The sequence below is a fragment of the Ideonella aquatica genome, from assembly GCF_018069755.1.
Lineage (GTDB): Bacteria > Pseudomonadota > Gammaproteobacteria > Burkholderiales > Burkholderiaceae_C > Ideonella > Ideonella aquatica.
Map to the genome: position 1 here is coordinate 15,771 of NZ_JAGQDE010000012.1, position 16,774 is coordinate 32,544.

At 70.2% G+C, this 16,774-nt stretch carries 17 protein-coding genes; 13 read left to right on the forward strand and 4 right to left on the reverse strand.

Going from position 1 to position 16,774, the window contains the following annotated elements; translation table 11 throughout:
• Positions 1 to 3 precede the first annotated feature (3 nt).
• Genes KAK06_RS14045 through KAK06_RS14075 form a run of 7 tightly spaced genes read left to right on the forward strand, consistent with a single transcriptional unit; the run spans position 4 to position 7,892 of the window.
• On the forward strand, positions 4 to 1,191 hold the full coding sequence (locus KAK06_RS14045) for an extracellular catalytic domain type 2 short-chain-length polyhydroxyalkanoate depolymerase (protein ID WP_210802751.1): 1,188 nt from the start codon (positions 4 to 6) through the stop codon (positions 1,189 to 1,191).
• Entirely contained in the window at positions 1,191 to 1,949 is a 759-nt protein-coding gene (locus tag KAK06_RS14050) for an ABC transporter ATP-binding protein (RefSeq protein WP_210802752.1), read from the forward strand. The genes KAK06_RS14045 and KAK06_RS14050 overlap by 1 nt, the downstream gene beginning before the upstream one ends.
• Entirely contained in the window at positions 1,946 to 2,692 is a 747-nt protein-coding gene (locus KAK06_RS14055; protein WP_210802753.1) for an ABC transporter ATP-binding protein, read from the forward strand. Before KAK06_RS14050 ends, KAK06_RS14055 begins: the two co-directional genes overlap by 4 nt.
• Positions 2,689 to 3,702, forward strand: a complete 1,014-nt coding sequence (locus KAK06_RS14060) for a branched-chain amino acid ABC transporter permease (protein WP_210802754.1) — start codon at positions 2,689 to 2,691, stop codon at positions 3,700 to 3,702. Before KAK06_RS14055 ends, KAK06_RS14060 begins: the two co-directional genes overlap by 4 nt.
• Positions 3,703 to 3,709: 7 nt before the next feature.
• Positions 3,710 to 4,816, forward strand: a complete 1,107-nt coding sequence (locus tag KAK06_RS14065) for a branched-chain amino acid ABC transporter permease (RefSeq protein WP_210802882.1) — start codon at positions 3,710 to 3,712, stop codon at positions 4,814 to 4,816.
• 18 nt (positions 4,817 to 4,834) lie between these two features.
• A complete protein-coding gene (locus tag KAK06_RS14070) occupies positions 4,835 to 7,036 on the forward strand; it encodes a D-(-)-3-hydroxybutyrate oligomer hydrolase (RefSeq protein ID WP_375140894.1) in 2,202 nt (733 codons plus the stop codon).
• 16 nt (positions 7,037 to 7,052) lie between these two features.
• Positions 7,053 to 7,892 (forward strand): alpha/beta fold hydrolase, encoded by an 840-nt coding sequence (locus tag KAK06_RS14075; protein ID WP_210802755.1) that lies wholly within the window; start codon positions 7,053 to 7,055, stop codon positions 7,890 to 7,892.
• Between the two features lie 228 nt (positions 7,893 to 8,120).
• Here the strand turns inward: KAK06_RS14075 and KAK06_RS14080 are convergent, their stop codons facing one another.
• On the reverse strand, positions 8,121 to 9,155 hold the full coding sequence (locus KAK06_RS14080) for a hypothetical protein (protein WP_210802756.1): 1,035 nt from the start codon (positions 9,153 to 9,155) through the stop codon (positions 8,121 to 8,123).
• Between the two features lie 209 nt (positions 9,156 to 9,364).
• On the opposite strand from KAK06_RS14080, the gene KAK06_RS14085 reads away from it, so the two are divergent.
• The 5 genes from KAK06_RS14085 (at position 9,365) to KAK06_RS14105 (ending at position 13,249) form a co-directional block, all read left to right on the forward strand.
• On the forward strand, positions 9,365 to 9,919 hold the full coding sequence (locus KAK06_RS14085; protein ID WP_210802757.1) for a hypothetical protein: 555 nt from the start codon (positions 9,365 to 9,367) through the stop codon (positions 9,917 to 9,919).
• Between the two features lie 23 nt (positions 9,920 to 9,942).
• The gene (locus KAK06_RS14090) at positions 9,943 to 11,370 is read left to right on the forward strand and encodes a sensor histidine kinase (protein WP_310741094.1); all 1,428 of its coding nucleotides are present in this window, start codon (positions 9,943 to 9,945) and stop codon (positions 11,368 to 11,370) included.
• The gene (locus KAK06_RS14095) at positions 11,370 to 11,993 is read left to right on the forward strand and encodes a response regulator transcription factor (RefSeq protein WP_210802758.1); all 624 of its coding nucleotides are present in this window, start codon (positions 11,370 to 11,372) and stop codon (positions 11,991 to 11,993) included. Before KAK06_RS14090 ends, KAK06_RS14095 begins: the two co-directional genes overlap by 1 nt.
• Before the next feature lie 102 nt (positions 11,994 to 12,095).
• Complete coding sequence (locus KAK06_RS14100; protein ID WP_247652869.1) at positions 12,096 to 12,584, forward strand: GlcG/HbpS family heme-binding protein; 489 nt, start codon at positions 12,096 to 12,098, stop codon at positions 12,582 to 12,584.
• A complete protein-coding gene (locus tag KAK06_RS14105; RefSeq protein WP_210802760.1) occupies positions 12,581 to 13,249 on the forward strand; it encodes an ankyrin repeat domain-containing protein in 669 nt (222 codons plus the stop codon). Before KAK06_RS14100 ends, KAK06_RS14105 begins: the two co-directional genes overlap by 4 nt.
• A 3-nt stretch (positions 13,250 to 13,252) precedes the next feature.
• Here the strand turns inward: KAK06_RS14105 and KAK06_RS14110 are convergent, their stop codons facing one another.
• The 3 genes from KAK06_RS14110 to KAK06_RS14120 form a co-directional block, all read right to left on the reverse strand.
• On the reverse strand, positions 13,253 to 14,377 hold the full coding sequence (locus KAK06_RS14110; protein WP_210802761.1) for an ABC transporter substrate-binding protein: 1,125 nt from the start codon (positions 14,375 to 14,377) through the stop codon (positions 13,253 to 13,255).
• A gap of 100 nt (positions 14,378 to 14,477) precedes the next feature.
• Positions 14,478 to 14,855, reverse strand: a complete 378-nt coding sequence (locus KAK06_RS14115) for a hypothetical protein (protein ID WP_247652870.1) — start codon at positions 14,853 to 14,855, stop codon at positions 14,478 to 14,480.
• Positions 14,856 to 15,038: 183 nt separating this feature from the next.
• Positions 15,039 to 15,935 carry a hypothetical protein gene (locus KAK06_RS14120; RefSeq protein WP_210802762.1) on the reverse strand — a complete coding sequence of 299 codons (897 nt, stop codon included), beginning with the start codon at positions 15,933 to 15,935 and terminating at the stop codon, positions 15,039 to 15,041.
• A 212-nt stretch (positions 15,936 to 16,147) separates the two neighbouring features.
• On the opposite strand from KAK06_RS14120, the gene KAK06_RS14125 reads away from it, so the two are divergent.
• Positions 16,148 to 16,696, forward strand: a complete 549-nt coding sequence (locus KAK06_RS14125) for a hypothetical protein (protein WP_210802763.1) — start codon at positions 16,148 to 16,150, stop codon at positions 16,694 to 16,696.
• Positions 16,697 to 16,774: the final 78 nt, after the last annotated feature.

Genomic DNA, 16,774 nt, shown 5'->3' on the forward strand with positions numbered 1-16,774 from the left:
CCGGTGATCCCTCGCCTTGCTGCCTGGCTGCTGGCCGGCGTGGCGCCGATCGCCGGCGCCGCGCTGCCGCCGCTGCCCGCGGGCATCGTCGATCCGGCGCTGGGGGCGTCGGTGTCGGGCATCTCCTCGGGCGGCTACATGGCGGTGCAGCTGCACTTTGCCCATGCCCAGACCTTCACGCAGGGCGTGGGCGTGGTGGCCGGCGGCCCACTGGGCTGCGCCGAGGGCGAGGTGGCCAAGGCGCTGGGCCGCTGCATGGCGCACGAGCAGCCGATCCCCGTGGACACGCTGGTACAGCGCGCGCGCAGCGCGGCGCAGCGGGGTGAGCTGGCGCCCACCGCACAGGTGGGCGCGGGCCGCGTCTACCTGTTTGGCGGCACGCGCGACGAGACCGTTCGCCCGGGTGTGATGGACGACCTGCGCGCCTTCTACCGCGCTTTCGTGCCTGCCGATCGCCTGCGCGAGCGCCGCGATGTCGCGGCCGGCCACAGCTTCGTCACCGAGGATTTCGGCCCGACCTGCGCGGCCGACTCGGCCAACTTCATGAACGACTGCGATGTCGACCTGGCCGGCGAGCTGCTGGGCCATCTGGTGGCAGGCGGCCAGGCGCGCCTGCCACGGCCGCGGGTGGACGGCACGCCGGCCGCCCAGGCCTTCGACCAGCGCGCCTTCGTCACCGGCCATGGCCTGGCCGCCGAGGGCCGCATCTTTGTGCCGGCCGATTGCAGCCGCGAGCGACCCTGCGGCCTGCATGTGGCGCTGCACGGCTGCCGCCAATCGGTGGGCGCGATCGGCAGCGACTTTGTCGACCACGCCGGCTTCAACCGCTGGGCCGCCAGCAACCGGCTGGTGGTGCTGTACCCGCAGACCGATCCCAGTTCACCCAACAACCCGCGTGGTTGCTGGGACTGGTGGGGCCATGACGACGCCCGTTACGCCACCCGCCAGGGCCCGCAGGTGCGCGCGGTGATGGCCATGGTGCGCCGGCTGCAGGGCGCGCCGGCCGATGCGCCGGTGGCGGCCTGCACCACCGCCAGCAACTGGACCCATTACTGGGCCGACCGCGCCAGCACCGATGGTTTTGGTGGCGTGCGCGCCATCGGCAGCGGCGAAAACCTGGGCTGGTGGTGGCAGACCACCACGCTGCGCGAATGGCCTGCCGGCCAGTTCCGCCGCGGGAGCTGCGACTGATGCTGGAAACCCGCGGCCTGACCATCCGCTTCGGCGGCCATGTGGCGGTGGACCACGTCAGCTGCGCCTTCGCGCCCGGCACGCTGACCGCCATCGTCGGCCCCAACGGCGCCGGCAAGACCACCTACTTCAACCTGATCAGCGGCCAACTGCCGGCCAGCGAAGGCCAGGTCCTGCTCGACGACATGGACATCAGCGGCCTGTCGGCGCCGCAGCGCACCCGCCGCGGCCTGGGCCGCGCCTTCCAGCTGACCCAGCTGTTTCCGGGCCTGAGCGTGCAGGAGAACGTGCGCCTGGCGGTGCAGGCCCGCCACGGCGGCGGCATGAACCTCTGGCAGGTCTGGCGCGACCGCCGCGACTGGCTGGAAGAAACCCGCGAGCTGCTGACCACGGTGCGCCTGTTCGATCGCCGCGACGCGCTGGCCGCCAGCCTGTCGCACGGCGACCAGCGCAAGCTCGAGGTGGCGCTGCTGATGGCGCTGGACCCGCGCGTCTACATGTTCGACGAACCCACGGCCGGCATGAGCCTGGACGAGGCGCCGGTGGTGCTGGACCTGATCCGCGCGCTGAAGGCGCGGCGCGACCGCGTGATCCTGCTGGTCGAGCACAAGATGGACGTGGTGCGCGAGCTGGCCGACCGCATCGTCGTGCTGCACCAGGGCGCGCTGGTGGCCGATGGCGAGCCGGCCGCGGTGATCGCCTCCGACGTGGTGCAGCAGGCCTACCTGGGCACCGCGGCGACGCAGGAGGCGGCATGACGGCCGTGCTGGAACTGCAGGGGGTGCACACCCACATCGGCGCGTACCACATCCTGCATGGTGTGGACCTGGCGGTGCCCGCGGGCGAGGTGACCATGCTGCTGGGCCGCAATGGCGCCGGCAAGACCACCACGCTGCGCACCATCATGGGCCTGTGGGCGGCCAGCGCCGGCAGCGTGCGCTTTCGGGGCCAGGCGATCGGCGGCCCGGACGCCAGCGCCACCACGCCCGACATCGCCCGCGCCGGCATCGCCTACGTGCCTGAGAGCATGGGCATCTTCAGCGACCTGACGGTGCGCGAGAACATGCTGCTGGCCGCCCGCGCCGCGCGCCGCGAGGAGCAGCTTGACCGGGCCCGTCTCGACTGGATCTTTGGTTTCTTCCCGGCGTTGCACAAGTTCTGGCTCTACCCGGCCGGCAAGCTCAGCGGCGGCCAGAAGCAGATGCTGGCGGTGGCCCGCGCCATCATCGAGCCGCGCGCGCTGCTGCTGATCGACGAGCCCAGCAAGGGCCTGGCGCCGGCCATCGTGCAGAACCTGGTGCAGTGCCTGGCCGAGTTGAAGCGCGAGCGCACCACCATCCTGCTGGTCGAGCAGAACGTGATGATGGCCCGCGCGCTGGGCGACCAGGTCGCGGTGATGGACGACGGCCGCGTGGTGCACACCGGCGGCATGGCCGAGCTGGCCGCCGACGCCGAGCTGCAACAGCGCCTGCTGGGCCTCTCACTCGGAGCGCACGCATGACGAGCCATCCGGCCGACGGCGCCGCCATCCCCAAGGCGCAGTTCGATGCCCGCCCGCTGTGGCTGCTGGCCGCGGTGATGGCCATCGGCTGGCCGCTGGTGGGCAGCGGCAGCACCTGGCTGACGCTCACCGTCGCCGGGCTGGCGATGGGGCTGATCGTCTTCATCATCGCCTCGGGCCTGACGCTGGTCTTCGGCCTGATGGACGTGCTGAACTTCGGCCACGGCGTGTTCATTGCGGTGGGCGCCTTCGTGGCCACCAGCGTGATGGGTGGCATGGCCGACTGGACCGGCTCGGCCTCGCTGGGCGCCAACCTGGTGGCGGTGGGCGCGGCCATGGTGGTGGCGATGGCCGTGGCCGGTGCGATCGGCCTGGCCTTCGAGCGGGTGATCGTGCGGCCCGTCTACGGCCAGCACCTCAAGCAGATTCTGATCACGATGGGCGGCATGATCATCGGCGAGGAGTTGATCAAGGTGATCTGGGGCCCGGCACAGATCCCGCTGCCGCTGCCTGAAGCCTTGCGCGGCGCCCTCCTGCTGGGTGACGCCGCGGTCGAGCGCTACCGGCTGCTGGCGGTGGTGATCGGGCTGGCGGTGTTCGTACTGCTGGCCTGGGTGCTGGGGCGCACCAAGCTGGGCCTGCTGATCCGCGCCGGCGTGCAGGACCGCGAGATGGTCGAGGCCCTGGGCTACCGCGTGCGCCACCTGTTCCTCGGCGTGTTCGTCGCCGGCTCGGCGCTGGCCGGTCTGGGCGGCGTGCTGTGGGGCCTGTACCAGCAGAGCGTGGTGCCGCAGATCGGTGCGCAGGTCAACACGCTGATCTTCATCGTCATCATCATCGGCGGCCTGGGCAGCACGCTGGGCAGCTTTGTCGGCGCGCTGCTGGTGGGCCTGGTGGCCAATTACCTGGGCTTTGTGGCGCCCAAGGCGGCGCTGTTTTCCAACATCGCGCTGATGATGGCCGTGCTGCTGTGGCGGCCGCAGGGCCTGTACCCGGTGGGAGGGCGCTGAGACCATGCTGATCGATCGCCTGCTGAGTGCCGATCCGCCGCGCAGCCGCCTGCTGGCCGTGCTGCTGCTGGCCACCGTGCTGGGTCTGGCCTGCGCGCCCTTCCTGTTCCCGGGCGCCAAGGCGCTGGGCGTGGCGGCCAAGATGCTGGTCTTCATCCTGCTCGTGGCCAGCTACGACCTGCTGCTGGGCTACACCGGCATCGTCAGCTTCGCCCACACCATGTTCTTCGGCATCGGTGCCTACGGCGTGGCGATCGGCGCCACCCGCCTGGGCGGCGAGGACGGCACCGGCTTCGGCGCACTGCTGATCGGCGTGGCGGGCGCGCTGGGCTTGTCGCTGGTGCTGGGGCTGCTGATCGGCCTGTTCAGCCTGCGCGTCAAGGCCATCTTCTTCGCCATGATCACGCTGGCGGTGGCGGCGGCCTTCCAGGGTCTGGCCTCGCAGCTGAGCGATGTCACCGGCGGCGAGGACGGCCTGAGCTTCTCGGTGCCCGAGGTGCTGACGCCGGCCTTCGAACCCTTCGTGGCCCCGGTGCTGGGCCGCGTGATCGATGGCCAGGTGTTCACCTACTACCTGATCTTCACGGTGGTGCTGATGGTCTTCCTGGCGCTGTTGCGGGCGGTCAATTCGCCCTTCGGCCGCGTGCTGCAGGCGATCCGCGAGAACGACTTCCGGGCCGAGGCGATCGGCTACCGCAGCGCGGTCTACCGCACCGGCTCGACCCTGTTGTCGGCGCTGGTGGCCACGCTGGCCGGCGCGCTGCTGGCGCTGTGGCTGCGCTACACCGGTCCGGACACCACGCTGAGCTTCGAGATCATGCTCGACGTGCTGCTGATCGTGGTGATCGGCGGCATGGGCACGATGTACGGCGCGGTGCTGGGCTCGGTGCTCTTCGTTTTCGCGCAGAACTACCTGCAAGAAGGTTTGCGCTGGATGGGCGGCGAAGGCGGCTGGCTGGCTGAGGTGCCGGTACTGGGCGCGCTGGTCTCGCCCGACCGCTGGCTGCTCTGGCTGGGCCTGGGCTTCGTGCTGTGCGTGTACCACTTCCCCACCGGCCTGGTGGGGCGTTTGCGGGCCCGGTCAACTCCCGGGCCTTCCCCAGCCGGCCATTGACCAGGTGGACCGGTTTCGATGACATCCCGTCGACACCACGAGGAGACAGCCGTGAACACACATCGACCGACCTGGCGGCCCCTGGCCGCAGCCACCCTGGTGGCCCTGATGGGCCCGGCGCTGGCCGAGGCCGCGAAGTCCAGTGAGCTCCAACCCAACCGCCTGCCTGGCGCGGTGCGCGGGCCGGTGATCGAAACCGTCTACGACGGCGTCAGCAACGACCTGCTGACCGCCGGCCTGGGCAAGACCGGTCTGATGGGCGGCACGCCCGCCTATGTCAACCCGGCCGCGCCCACCGCGGCCGAGCTGCGTCGCAACGCCATCTACGTCAACTACCGCGCGCTGGTCGACTACACCGCTGCTGGCGGGATGGGCGTGTTCTACGGCCCCAACATCGATGTCAATGGCCAGGACACGCTGGGCGAGGGCAAGGTGCCTGGCCGCGAATACATCGCCTGGTCCGACGACGGCAGCGGCCAGCGCAACGTGACGCTGATGGTGCAATTGCCCGACAGCTTCAACCCGGCGGCGCCGTGCATCGTCAGCGCCACCTCGTCGGGCTCGCGCGGCGTCTATGGCGCGATCGCCACCGCCGGTGAGTGGGGGCTGAAGCGCGGCTGCGCGGTGGCCTACACCGACAAGGGCACCGGCAACGGTCTGCACGACCTGATGAGCGGTGCGGTGATGGCCCGCGACGGCACGCTGCTCAACGCCGCCACCGCCGGCACCGAAGCGATCTTCCAGGCCCAGCTGACCGAGGAGCAGCGCGCTGCGTTCAATGCCGCCACGCCCAACCGCGTGGCCTACAAGCACGCGCATTCGCAGCGCAACCCCGAAAAGGACTGGGGCCGCCACACGCTGGACGCGATCCGGCTGGCCTTCTGGGCCATCAATGAACGCTTTGGTGCGCCCGACCCCAATCGGCCCAAGCATCACCTCGCCACGATCACGCCCGAGCAGACCCTGGTCATCGCCTCCAGCGTGTCCAATGGCGGCGGTGCCGCGCTGGCGGCGGCCGAGCAGGACCGAGACGGCCTGATCGACGGCGTGGCGGTGAGCGAGCCCAATGCCAGCCCGCAGGGCTCGCACCGGGTGAAGATCCAGCAGGGCGACCGCAGGATCCAGACCGTCGGCCGTCCGCTGGTCGACTACTTCACCTTCGCCAACGTCTACCAGCCTTGCGCGCTGCTGTCGGACCAGGCCGGGCTGTCGCTCAACGCGGCCTTCTGGCCCGCAGCCTTCACGACGATTGCGCAGAACCGCTGCGCAGCCCTGGCCAGCAAGGGCTTGCTGACCGGCGCCACGCTGGCCGAGCAGGCGAACGACGCGCTGGCGCGCATGCTGGCCTATGGCTGGCAGCCCGAGAGCAACTTCCTGCAGCAGTCGCACTTCCGTTTCGCCACCAACTCGATCGCCGTCACCTACGTCAATGCGGCGGGTGGCTTCAGTGTGCTGGACAACGTCTGCGGCTTCAGCATGGCCAACACTGACGCCAACGGCAGTCCGACGGCCCAGGTGCCGGTGGTACAGGCCGGCCTGTTTGCCAGCGGCAACGGCGTGCCGCCGACCAGCGGGGTCAACATCGTCTACAACCCCTCGGTGGGGGGCGCCAAGCTGGACTTCGTGGCCATCTCGCCGTCCACCAGCCAGTTCGACTTCGCGCTCGACGGCGCGCTGTGCCTGCGCTCGCTGGCTCTGGGCGTGGATGCTGTCACCGGTGCGCCGCTGCAAGGGGATCTGGCCCTGCAGTCGTACCGCGTGCGGGCCGGCGTCGACAGCGTGCGGCCCCTGGGTCGCCTGAAGGGCAAGCCCACGCTGATCGTGGCCGGGCGCAATGATGCCCTGCTGCCGGTCAACCACACCGCACGCGCCTACTACGTTGTCAGCCGAATCAAGGACGACGCCGACAACATCCGGCTGGTCGAGGTCACCAACGCCCAGCACTTCGACGGCTTCATCGCCTTCGGCGCGCTGATGGGCTACGACACCCGCTTCATTCCACTGCACGTCTACTTCAACCGCGCGATGGATGCGATGTGGGCGCACCTGAAGGACGGCGCTGCGCTGCCGCCCAGCCAGGTGGTGCGCACCGTGCCCCGGGGTGGCGTCAGCGGCGCCGCTCCGGCGCTGACGGCCGCCAACGTGCCGCCGATCGCCGACTCGCCGGCTCCGGGCGACCTCATCACCCAGCAGCGCAACCGCCTGTACGTGCCCGACTGACCGATCGGGAGCCGCGATGTCGCACACCTCGAACTACCTGCGCTGCCTGGAGCGCGAGCTCCACTACACCGAGTGGGGCGCGGGACAGCCCGAGACGGTGATCGCCTGGCACGGCCTGGCGCGTACCGGCAGGGACATGGACGACATCGCGGCCCATCTGTCCACGCGCTGGCGCGTGATCTGCCCGGACACCATCGGCCGCGGCCTCAGTCAGTGGAGCCCGGACCCGGGCGCCGAGTACTGCCTGGACTTCTATGTGCGCCTGGCCGAGTCGCTGCTGGACCAGCTGGGCGTGCGTGAATGCCTGTGGCTGGGCACCTCGATGGGCGGCGCGATCGGCCTGCGCGCCGCCGCCGGCCGACTGCGCGGGCGCATCCGGCGTCTGGTGCTGAACGACATGGGCCCGGAGATTGCCACATCGGCGGTAGAGCGCATCCGCACCTACGCCGGCAGCCCGGCCAGCTTTGCCACCGTGGGCGAACTGGAACAGTACTTCCGCAGCATCTACGCGCCCTACGGCTGGCTCAGCGACGCCCAGTGGCGCCGCCTGACCGAAACCAGCGTGCGCCGCCTGCCCGACGGCCGCGTGACGCCGCACTACGACCCGCAGATGGTGCGCCAGTTCATCGACCATCCCGCCGACTACGACCAGTGGCCGCAGTGGGACAGCCTGGACATCCCGGTGCTGTGCCTGCGCGGCGAACACTCCGACCTGCTGGAGGCGCCGGTGGCCGAGCAGATGCGTCTGCGCGGTCCGCGGGCCACCGTGGTGACCGTGCCTGGCTGCGGCCATGCGCCAGCGCTGAACACGCCGGCCCAGTTCGCGCTGGTGGAGGACTTCCTCGGCGGCGACTGATCGACGCGGGGCGTCACGCACGAGACCCTCCACAGGCGCGTCGGCGACCGCCTCGATGGTCGGCACCTGGTGCTTCAGGTCGAGCTGACCCTGGGCGCGCAGAGTGTGGTGTTGAATCTTGACGACTGTGTCGAGATCGCGTTCAAGGTGTTCAAAGCCTGTCCCTGAACCGGCCTTCAGGCCGCCGCTGGGCGCAGCGTGGTACCCGAGCGCGCTGCGGCCCCAGCCTCACGGAGCCGCCCCCTGGTCGGGCAAGCGGCGCAGCATCACCGCCTTCAGTTTGTCCTGCGCAATATTGACCGCGAGGCCCACCACATGGCCGGCGTCATTGATGGCGTGGACCGACACCAGCCGCCACTGGGCCTGCTGCGCCGCCGGCAGCAACTGCGCAAGCCAGCGCATCTTTCCGTCGCTGTACAGAAAGGGCCCGGCGTGATTGCCCGCCACCCGGTCGCCGACCACTTCGCCGGCCGCATTGATCCCATAGCCGTAGCTGCGTGCGCCGAGGTGGGTCTCCAGGTCGGTGGTCACGCCGTCGCGGTGGATGTAGGCATGATCCCAGCTCATGTGGCGCCCGGCCTGCGAATAGCCGGTGACCCAGCCCTGCCGATTGACAGCCAGGGCCCGCGTGTAGCGGCTGCCCGCCAGACCAAAGCTCTCCTTGAGCTCGCCGTCCTGCCACAGGGCCCCCAGCTGGACCTCCATCCCGTCGACGCTGCGGCTGTGATGACCAACCACTTGTCCGGCGTCGTTGATCGCCCAGGCCTCGCTGGGCAGGCCGGGCTGCGGCACTGGCAAGTCTGTCCATTGCCCGTCGCGCATCACGAACGCACGCGTGGCTTGACCGATCGTTGAGCGCGAGCCGGCCACCTCGCCCAGGCTGTTGACACCCCTGGCAACGGCATTCCCCGCGGGTGGCCGATACAGCGTGGTGACGCCACCCAGCGTGACGAAGACAGGAAAGTCGGTGCCATAGACATCCAGGTTGCCGGCCACATGGCCGGCATCGCTGATGGCTTCTGCCACGCCGCCGCGATAGGGCTGGTCGGTGCGCTGCACCAGGCGCTGCGCCCGGCCATCGATGAACCGCACCGGCTGCTGGTTGCGGTTGCTGCGCAGTACCGTGTAGCCCACCACCTTGTCGGTGTTGTTGATTGCAGTGGCTGAGCTCTGGTGGACCTCGCTGCTCGCCGCCAGGTCCACCAACTCGTAGCGCAGCGCCGCGGCGGCAGCGGCATTGACCACACCGGCCAGCGCCGCCATCACCGCCCAGCTCCACAGGTATCGTTTCATCGGGCCATCTCCCACGAGCACACCCTGTGCACCGTTGGGCACTGTGCTGCTGCCGGGGACGGCTGTGCATCCCTAGTCTGGCCCCCTTGCCCAAGGGGGGATCGTTGTCGCCCCGGTTGCGGCGCCACGGCCATCTCGCTAGGCTGGTCGCCTGTTTTGCCGGCCGCTGGAGTTCACCCATGTCTGTGCGTCCCCTTCGTCATCGTCATGGCCTTCGAGCCCTGGTCTGCGGTGCCGCTGCCTGGCTGGCCAGCGCCTGCTGGGCCTACCCGTTGAACCTGGACAACACCGTGATGCGGTCGGTGGTTCAGGAGCAGGTGCGAGGGGTTCGCCATGTGCTTGTTCACCTCGCGAAGGGGGCGACGCTGGATGAGCGCCACCTGGTCAAGAACGACACGGGCAAGGTGGATGCGCGCGTGCATGCCACGCTGTCCCAGGTTGGCGATGACAGCTACGTGTTGCAGCTGCAGTCGCAGGACCTGGGCTCGGCCGACCACTACCGTTTTCACGTCCGCCTGGATCTGCCCAAGGAGATCAGTTGCCGGTTTGGCTATTGGACCGTGGTCGATACCAATCTGCTGGCGGACGATCTGACCAGCGGTGCGAAGCCCGTGTATTGGTACACCCTCGATGACGAACTCCACGTGTCCTTCCACCGCGCGCAGCGCACCCCGATGCAGTTCACCGCGGGCCAGTTGCAGCTGTACTTCAGGGTCGTCGAGGCCTGCGTCTGAACCCGTCTGCTGCCCGATGGGGCGTGGCCGCGCTGGTGTTGGCCGCGCTGGGCTGCGGCCTGCTGTGGCGCCTGGATGACGCGCAGCGACGCGAGACCTTTGACACCCAAGCCCGCATCGCCCACCGTCTGCTGAGCCAGCATGCGCTGCAGATGGAGGCGGTGCTGGCCACGCTGACCCTGGTGGCCGCCGGCCCGGAGGGCGGCGACGCCGCGCGCCGCCTGCCGGCGCTGCTGCCCGCGGTGCGCAGCGTGCAGCAGCGCACCGACCCGCAGGCCTGGGCCGACGCGCGTTTGCAGGCGGCCGAGCTGCGTTCGCGCGAGAGTCACCGCGCGGTGCTGGTGCGGCTGGACCCTGCCGCGCCGCGCGCGCTGCTGCTGCGTGCGGGCCAGCCCAGCAGCTACGCGCTGGAGGTGGACCTGTCGCAGCCGCTGCGCGAGGCCGACTGGCCGGTGGCGCCGGGCTCGGCGGTGTCGGTGGCCCTGGTGCCGGCCGACCGGCCGCCGCTGCTGCTGCAGCCGGGCGCCTCGACAAGCACGGTGCTGGGCCGCTACGAGGCGCGCAAGCACCTGGCCGCTGACAGCCTGCCGGTGGACGTGGTGCTGCAGCAGCCCTGGGGCTGGGCGCAACTGCCCTGGCTGGCCTGGGCCCTGTGGACGTTGCTGTGCACCGCGACCACACTGCTGGTGCGTGCCGCCTGGCGCCAGCGCCAGGCTCGCCGCCGCGCCGAGGAGTGGCTGCGCCTGGGCCAGGTGGCGCGGCTGAACACGCTGGGCGAGCTGGCTGCGGGCATGGCCCATGAGCTGAACCAGCCGCTGACCGCGGTGCTGGCCAATACCCAGGCGGCCGGCCGGCTGCTCGATGAGCACCCGCCCGAGCTGGCCACCGCGCGCCAGGCGATGACCCAGGCCGCCGCCCAGGCGCGCCGCGCCAGCGAGGTGCTGTCCCGCTTGCGCCAGGCCCTGGCGCGGCCCGACGAGCCGCCGCCCAGCAGCAGCTTGCGCCTGGAGGCCGCGGCGCGCGCAGCACTGGATCTGCTGGACCCCGAGGCCCAGGCGCTGGGCGTGCGCCCGCAACTGCAGGTGGCCCCCAGCGCCGCCGCGGTGCGCGCCGATCCGGTGGCGGTGGAGCAGATCCTGCACAACCTGCTGCGCAACGCGCTGCAGGCCCTGGCGGCGGTGCCCACCAACGAGCGCCGGCTGACCGTGCAGGTCGAGGCCGATGCCCAGGCGGCGCACCTCAGCGTCATCGACAGCGGCGAAGGCCTGGCGCCCGAGGTGGCGGCGCGGCTGTTCCAGCCCTTTGTCAGCACCCGCGAAGGCGGACTGGGCCTGGGGCTGAGCCTGAGCGAGTCACTGGCCCAGGCGCAAGGCGGCGCGCTGACGCTGCAGCCGCTGGCCGAGCGCGGCGCCGCCTTTCGTCTCAGCCTGCCGCGAGCGCAGGCCACGTGATGCAGACACCCTTGATCCACCTCGTCGACGACGACGCCGCGGTGCGCGATGGCCTGGCGCTGCTGATCGGCACCGTGGGCCTGCGGGTGCAGACCTGGGACGACCCGCAGGCCTTCATCGCCGGCTTTGACCGCCAGGCCATCGGCGCCATCGTGCTGGACGTGCGCATGCCCGGCCTGGGCGGCATCGCGGTGCTGGAGCGCCTGCAGTCCGAGGGCGTGGACCAGCCGGTGGTGATGCTGACCGGCCATGGCACGGTGGCGCTGTGCCGTCGCGCCTTCAAGAGCGGTGCGGCCGAGTTCCTGGAGAAGCCGGTCGATGACGAGCTGCTGCTCGAGACGCTGCAGCAGGCCGTGCGCCAGCATGTGCGCTCGCGCGAGCGCCACACCGCTGATCGCGAGGCCCGTGCCCGCCACGCCCAGCTGTCGCAGCGCGAGCGGGAGGTGCTGGGCCTGATCGTCGAAGGTCTCACCAACAAGGAGATTGGCCGCGCGCTGGGCCTGTCGCCGCGCACCGTCGAGACCCACCGCGCCAACCTCTTCGCCAAGCTGGGCGCCGAATCGCTGGCGCAGCTGATCCGGCGCTATGCCCGGCTGGTCGAAGAGGGCGACGGCGCTGCGTAGTTCTACGGAGCGCCGCGCGTAGCCGGCCGAATGGTCGCCGGGGCCATGGATTCCTACAGTGAGCGCACGGTCAAACGATGGCCGCCACCTCAGGAGAATCCCATGCTGTTCACCCCCCGACTGACCCTGCTCGCCGTCGCGCTGTGCGCCACTGCCGCCCAGGCCGAACTGCGCACCGAAAAGGCCCTGCCGCTGGCACTGGCCAACCAGATCGCCGCGGCCGGCGTGGCCGCCTGCCAGGCCAATGGCTACGCGGTGACCGTCACCGTGGTCGACCGTGCCGGCGGCGTGCGCGCCGTGCAGCGCGCCGACAACGCTGGCGCCCACACGCTGGAAGCCAGCCGCGCCAAGGCCTGGACCTCGGCCTCGGCCAGGAACACCACGCTGGCGATGATGGAGAACGCGCAGAAGAACCCGGCGGCCGCCAACCTGGTGAACATCCCCGGCTTCCTGCTGCTGGGCGGCGGCGTGCCGATCAAGGCCGGCAATGAGGTGGTCGGTGCGGTGGGCATTGGCGGTGCGCCGGGCGGCCACCTGGATGAGCAGTGCGCGATGGCGGCGCTGGACCAGGTCAAGGCGCAGCTGCAGTGAAACGCCGCGCCTTTGGCCTGGGGCTGGCCGTGCTGGCGCTGACGGCGCGCGCCCAGACCGCCCCCACGCCCGCCGAGATCGGTCGCTACGGCAGCCTGCATGCCGCGGCGTGGCGGGGCGACCTGGCGCGCATCGACGCGCTGGCCGACCAGGTGCGCCTGAACCCGCGCGACGACCACGGCCGTACACCCGTGCACGTGGCCGCCTTCGCTGGCCAGCGCGAGGCCTTGCGCCGCCTGGCCCGACACGGCGCCGACCTGCAGCTGCTGGAACACGACCGCTACGACGCGGTGACCATCGCCGCCGTGGCCGACGACGAGGAGACCCTGCGCACCCTGCTGGCGCTGGGCGCGTCGGCGCGGCTGGTGACCAGCCGCTATGACGGCACCGCGTTGATCGCTGCCGCCCACCTGGGCCACGACGGCGTGGTGCGCCAGCTGATCGCTGCGGGCGCGCCGCTGGACCATGTCAACAACCTGCACTGGACCGCAATGATCGAGGCGGTGGTGCTGGGCGATGGCGGCGCGCGCCACCAGGCGGTGCTGCAGGCGCTGCTGGCGGCTGGCGCCAACCCCCGCCTGACCGACGGCCACGGCCGCACGCCGCTGCAACTGGCGCGTGAGCGCGGCTTCAGCGCGATGGTGGCGATGCTGGAAGGGCGCTGAGGCTCAGCGTTGGAAGCGGCCGTCCTCGGCGATGATCGACAGGTCCACATAGTCCAGGCCGCTGTGGTCGGCCTGGCTGAAGCCCAGCTCCAGCCCACCCAGGTCCAGGCGCTGCAGGCCGTTCAGGGCGTCGGCCAGGCTCTGCCGCGTGGGGATGCGACCGGCGCGGCGCAGGCCCTCGACCAGCACCTTGGCGGCGGCAAAGCCCTCCAACATCGCCGGTGTCAGGGTCAGTCCCTTGGCTTTGGCCAGTGCCTGGGCCTCCTTGACCATCGGCACGGCGATCGAGCGCTCGGATGGAAAGACCTGGCTGACGATCACGCCGCGCGCCTGCTCACCCAGCAGCTTGACGAAGCCGGCCGAGGCGTTGTTCGACAGCGTCACCATCTGCGCCCGAGAGCCGGCGGCTCGCAGCGCCTTCATCGCGTCGACCACCGCGGTGCCCGAGCCGATGAACATCACCGCCTGCGGCTCGGCCTTCACCAGGGCCGGGATCAGCGCCGAGAAGTCGGGCTTGCTGCGGTCATAGCGCTGATGGCTCACAGCGCTCAGGCCGGCGGCCTTCAGGCCCTTGAGCGCACCTTGCACCGCGTCCTCGCCAAAGCTGTCGTCCACCTGCACCAGGCCAATGCGGCGCACGCCGATCTGGGTGAGGTGGGTGATGGCGCGCTCGGCCTCGCGCTGGTAGGTGGCGCGCACATTGAACAGCCAGGGGTGCACCGGCTGGTGCAACACCATCGCGCCGGTGGAAGGTGCAATCAAGGGGATGCGCGCTTCGCTCAGCAGCGGCATCAAGGCCTGGGTGTGCGGCGTGCCGCGGTTCAGGAACAGCGCCAGCACGCCCTGGTCGATCAGCTGGCGCGCGTTGGCCACTGCCTGCGGCACCTCGAAGCGGTCGTCCAGGCTGATCAGCTCGATCGGCTGGCCCTGCACGCCGCCCTGGCGGTTCACCGCCTCGATCCAGAGCATCGCGCCCTGGCGGGTTTCGGCCACGGTGGCGGCCACCGCGCCGCTCAGGCCCACGGTCTGGCCGATCTTCCACTGCGCCTGTGCGCTGAGGCTGACGCTCAGCGCCAGCAGGGCCACCCCCGCGGCTGAACGCCACGCCTGGCGGACTCGTGCACCCATCGACTGCCTCATGCTCTCGTGGCCTTGTGGGCGGCCATTGTCGCGCGGGTGTCAGGGTCTTTGGCGTGGAGACTGCGTATCGGGTTGACCCTGAGCGGGCTCAGCGCACGCGCCAGCCACCGCGCAACTCGTAGCCGCCGCGGGCCGCCGGCTCCCAGCGCCGAGGCTCATAGTGCCAGCCGTGGCGCGGCGCTTCCCAGCGGCCGGGCACCCAGACATGGGCGCGGCCCGACCAGTTCCAGTACCCGCCAATCCAGACCGCGCCGGCATAGGGCAGTGCGGGCACCACCTCGTAGCGCGGCGGCGGCGGCGCCATCGGGGCCATCACGACCGGACCGGATTCATACACCGGTGGCGGGCCACCATAGGCCGGCCGGTGCGCCGGCACGACCACGCAGGCGGGCAGGGCCAGCAGGGCGAGCAGGCTCGACCCCACCATCAGGCGGCGCCCAAGGGCGCTGGAAAAGGACGTGTTCATCAGCTATCAACCCCTGAGCCGGCTCGCCGGATGACAGGGTTGCGCGTCGCGGGGCCCATGGGCCCGTCCCAAGTCAGTTCCGCGCGCGGTCACCGGCACCAGTTTCAGCGCACGCTCAATGCCGGTGGCAGCCGAGAGGCCCTGGGCAGCGATCTCACCAGCGTCATGGATCGCGTGGGCCTCCTAGATCTGCCACTGCCCTGGTTGTGCAGGTTCGACCAGATCATCCAGCATCATTGTTTGACCATCCTGGTACAGGAAGGCCCTCGGGACACTCGTCTCGAAGACCTTGCCGACGACGCGGCCCAAATTGTCCAGCCCGGTCACTTCAGTGTAGAGATCCGGGCCGAGCAGATCGGTCAGCACGCCATCGGCAACCACAAACGGACGGTACTTGCAACAGCCTCCTACCGAGTCGACATCGTGAACGCCCGCGATTTCGCCGCGATCACTGACGGCGCTTGCTCGCGACGAACGGTAGTCTTTGGTGCCCGGCACTGGTGTCGGAACGTTGTCTCGCCACACCAGGGCCTTGTCAGATGACCCGGCCTTGGAAGAATAGCCCACAACAATGCTGCCTTGGCGGTTGATGGCGCGGCCGACTGTGCAGGTATCGGCACGGTCATTCCAGGGCGTCAGCGTCGTCACCCACGTCCTGTCGGGCCGGCGCATGACGGTGATGACGGTCCTGTTGACTCCGCTGGAAGAGTCGACCGGGACCAGCAGGTGGCCCAGGTCGCTCCATCGGACGGGACTGCCGGCGGCGTAATGGGGTGCGTCGACCACCTCCATCGTGCCCTGCCGGTAGACGAAGGGTCTGTACGAGCCGTCCCGATTCATCCGCAGATAGCCGGCGATGTGGCCGTCGCTGTTGATGTCGGTGGAGTCGCCCTCATCGGCGTCGACCCCGGTCGCGGCGATCAGGTCGAGCGGCCTGCGCTGGCCGAAGAGCACGGGGCGTGCGGGTGGCTGGTACGGGCCGATGGGCCGCGGCATCGCTGAGCCGACCACCTCGCCCCGGGCGTTGATCGCCTGAGCGGTGCTCCAACCCTTGCTGAACAGACCACCCAGATCGTTCACCCGGTACACCGGCGCAGCCGCGGCGGCGCTGCTGACCAGCGCGGCCAGCAGGACGGCGGCCCAACGCCGTCGTCAGCCCCCCAGCTTGCCATCGCTTCGGCCCCGTCCCGATGGTGACCCTGATGTCGTGGGTGACAAAACAAGGGATGGGTGCGGTCATGGCCGGTGGCTACAGTGCGGGCCGGTATCGATGGATGTGTGGAGGGAATGCGATGCAAGGCTTTTTCGCGCGCTGCGCCCGCGGGGGGCTCGGCCTGGTGATGCTGCTGACCGGCGCCGCCGCGGTGGCCGATGCGATCGAGCTCGACCAAACCAGGATGCACACGGTGCTGCGCGACCAGGTCGGCGGCGCGCTGCAGAAGGTGGTCTACCGATCGAAAGGCCCCGTGCTGGACGAGCGGCACCTGCGGAGCAACATCGGCGACAAGCCAGACGGCCGGGTGCATTTCTCGCTGGAGAAGCTGGACGGTTCAGGTACCCCCAGGTACCTGCTGACCATGCAGTCGCTGGACACTGGCCGCGCCAACCACTTCCACGGCTACATCCATGTCGTGCTGGGCGACGCTGGCGGCAGTTGCTTCTACGAGCTTGGCTCGGAGCACGAAGTGCTGCGCAACGATCTGGCCGACACATCGAACTTCTCCTTCGATGTCTTCAGCAACTTCATCAAATTTCGGCTGGGCGAGGGCGTGCCCGGACGGTTCCAGTTCCTAGGTGGGCAGTTTCAGACCGTCATCAGCCTGAATGTGCTCTGCGGCTGACCTGGCCGCTCCCCGTTGTCCTGTGCCAGCGACGTCGCTTCCGGCATCCCGTACCAGACCACCTTGAGCGTGCGGGGC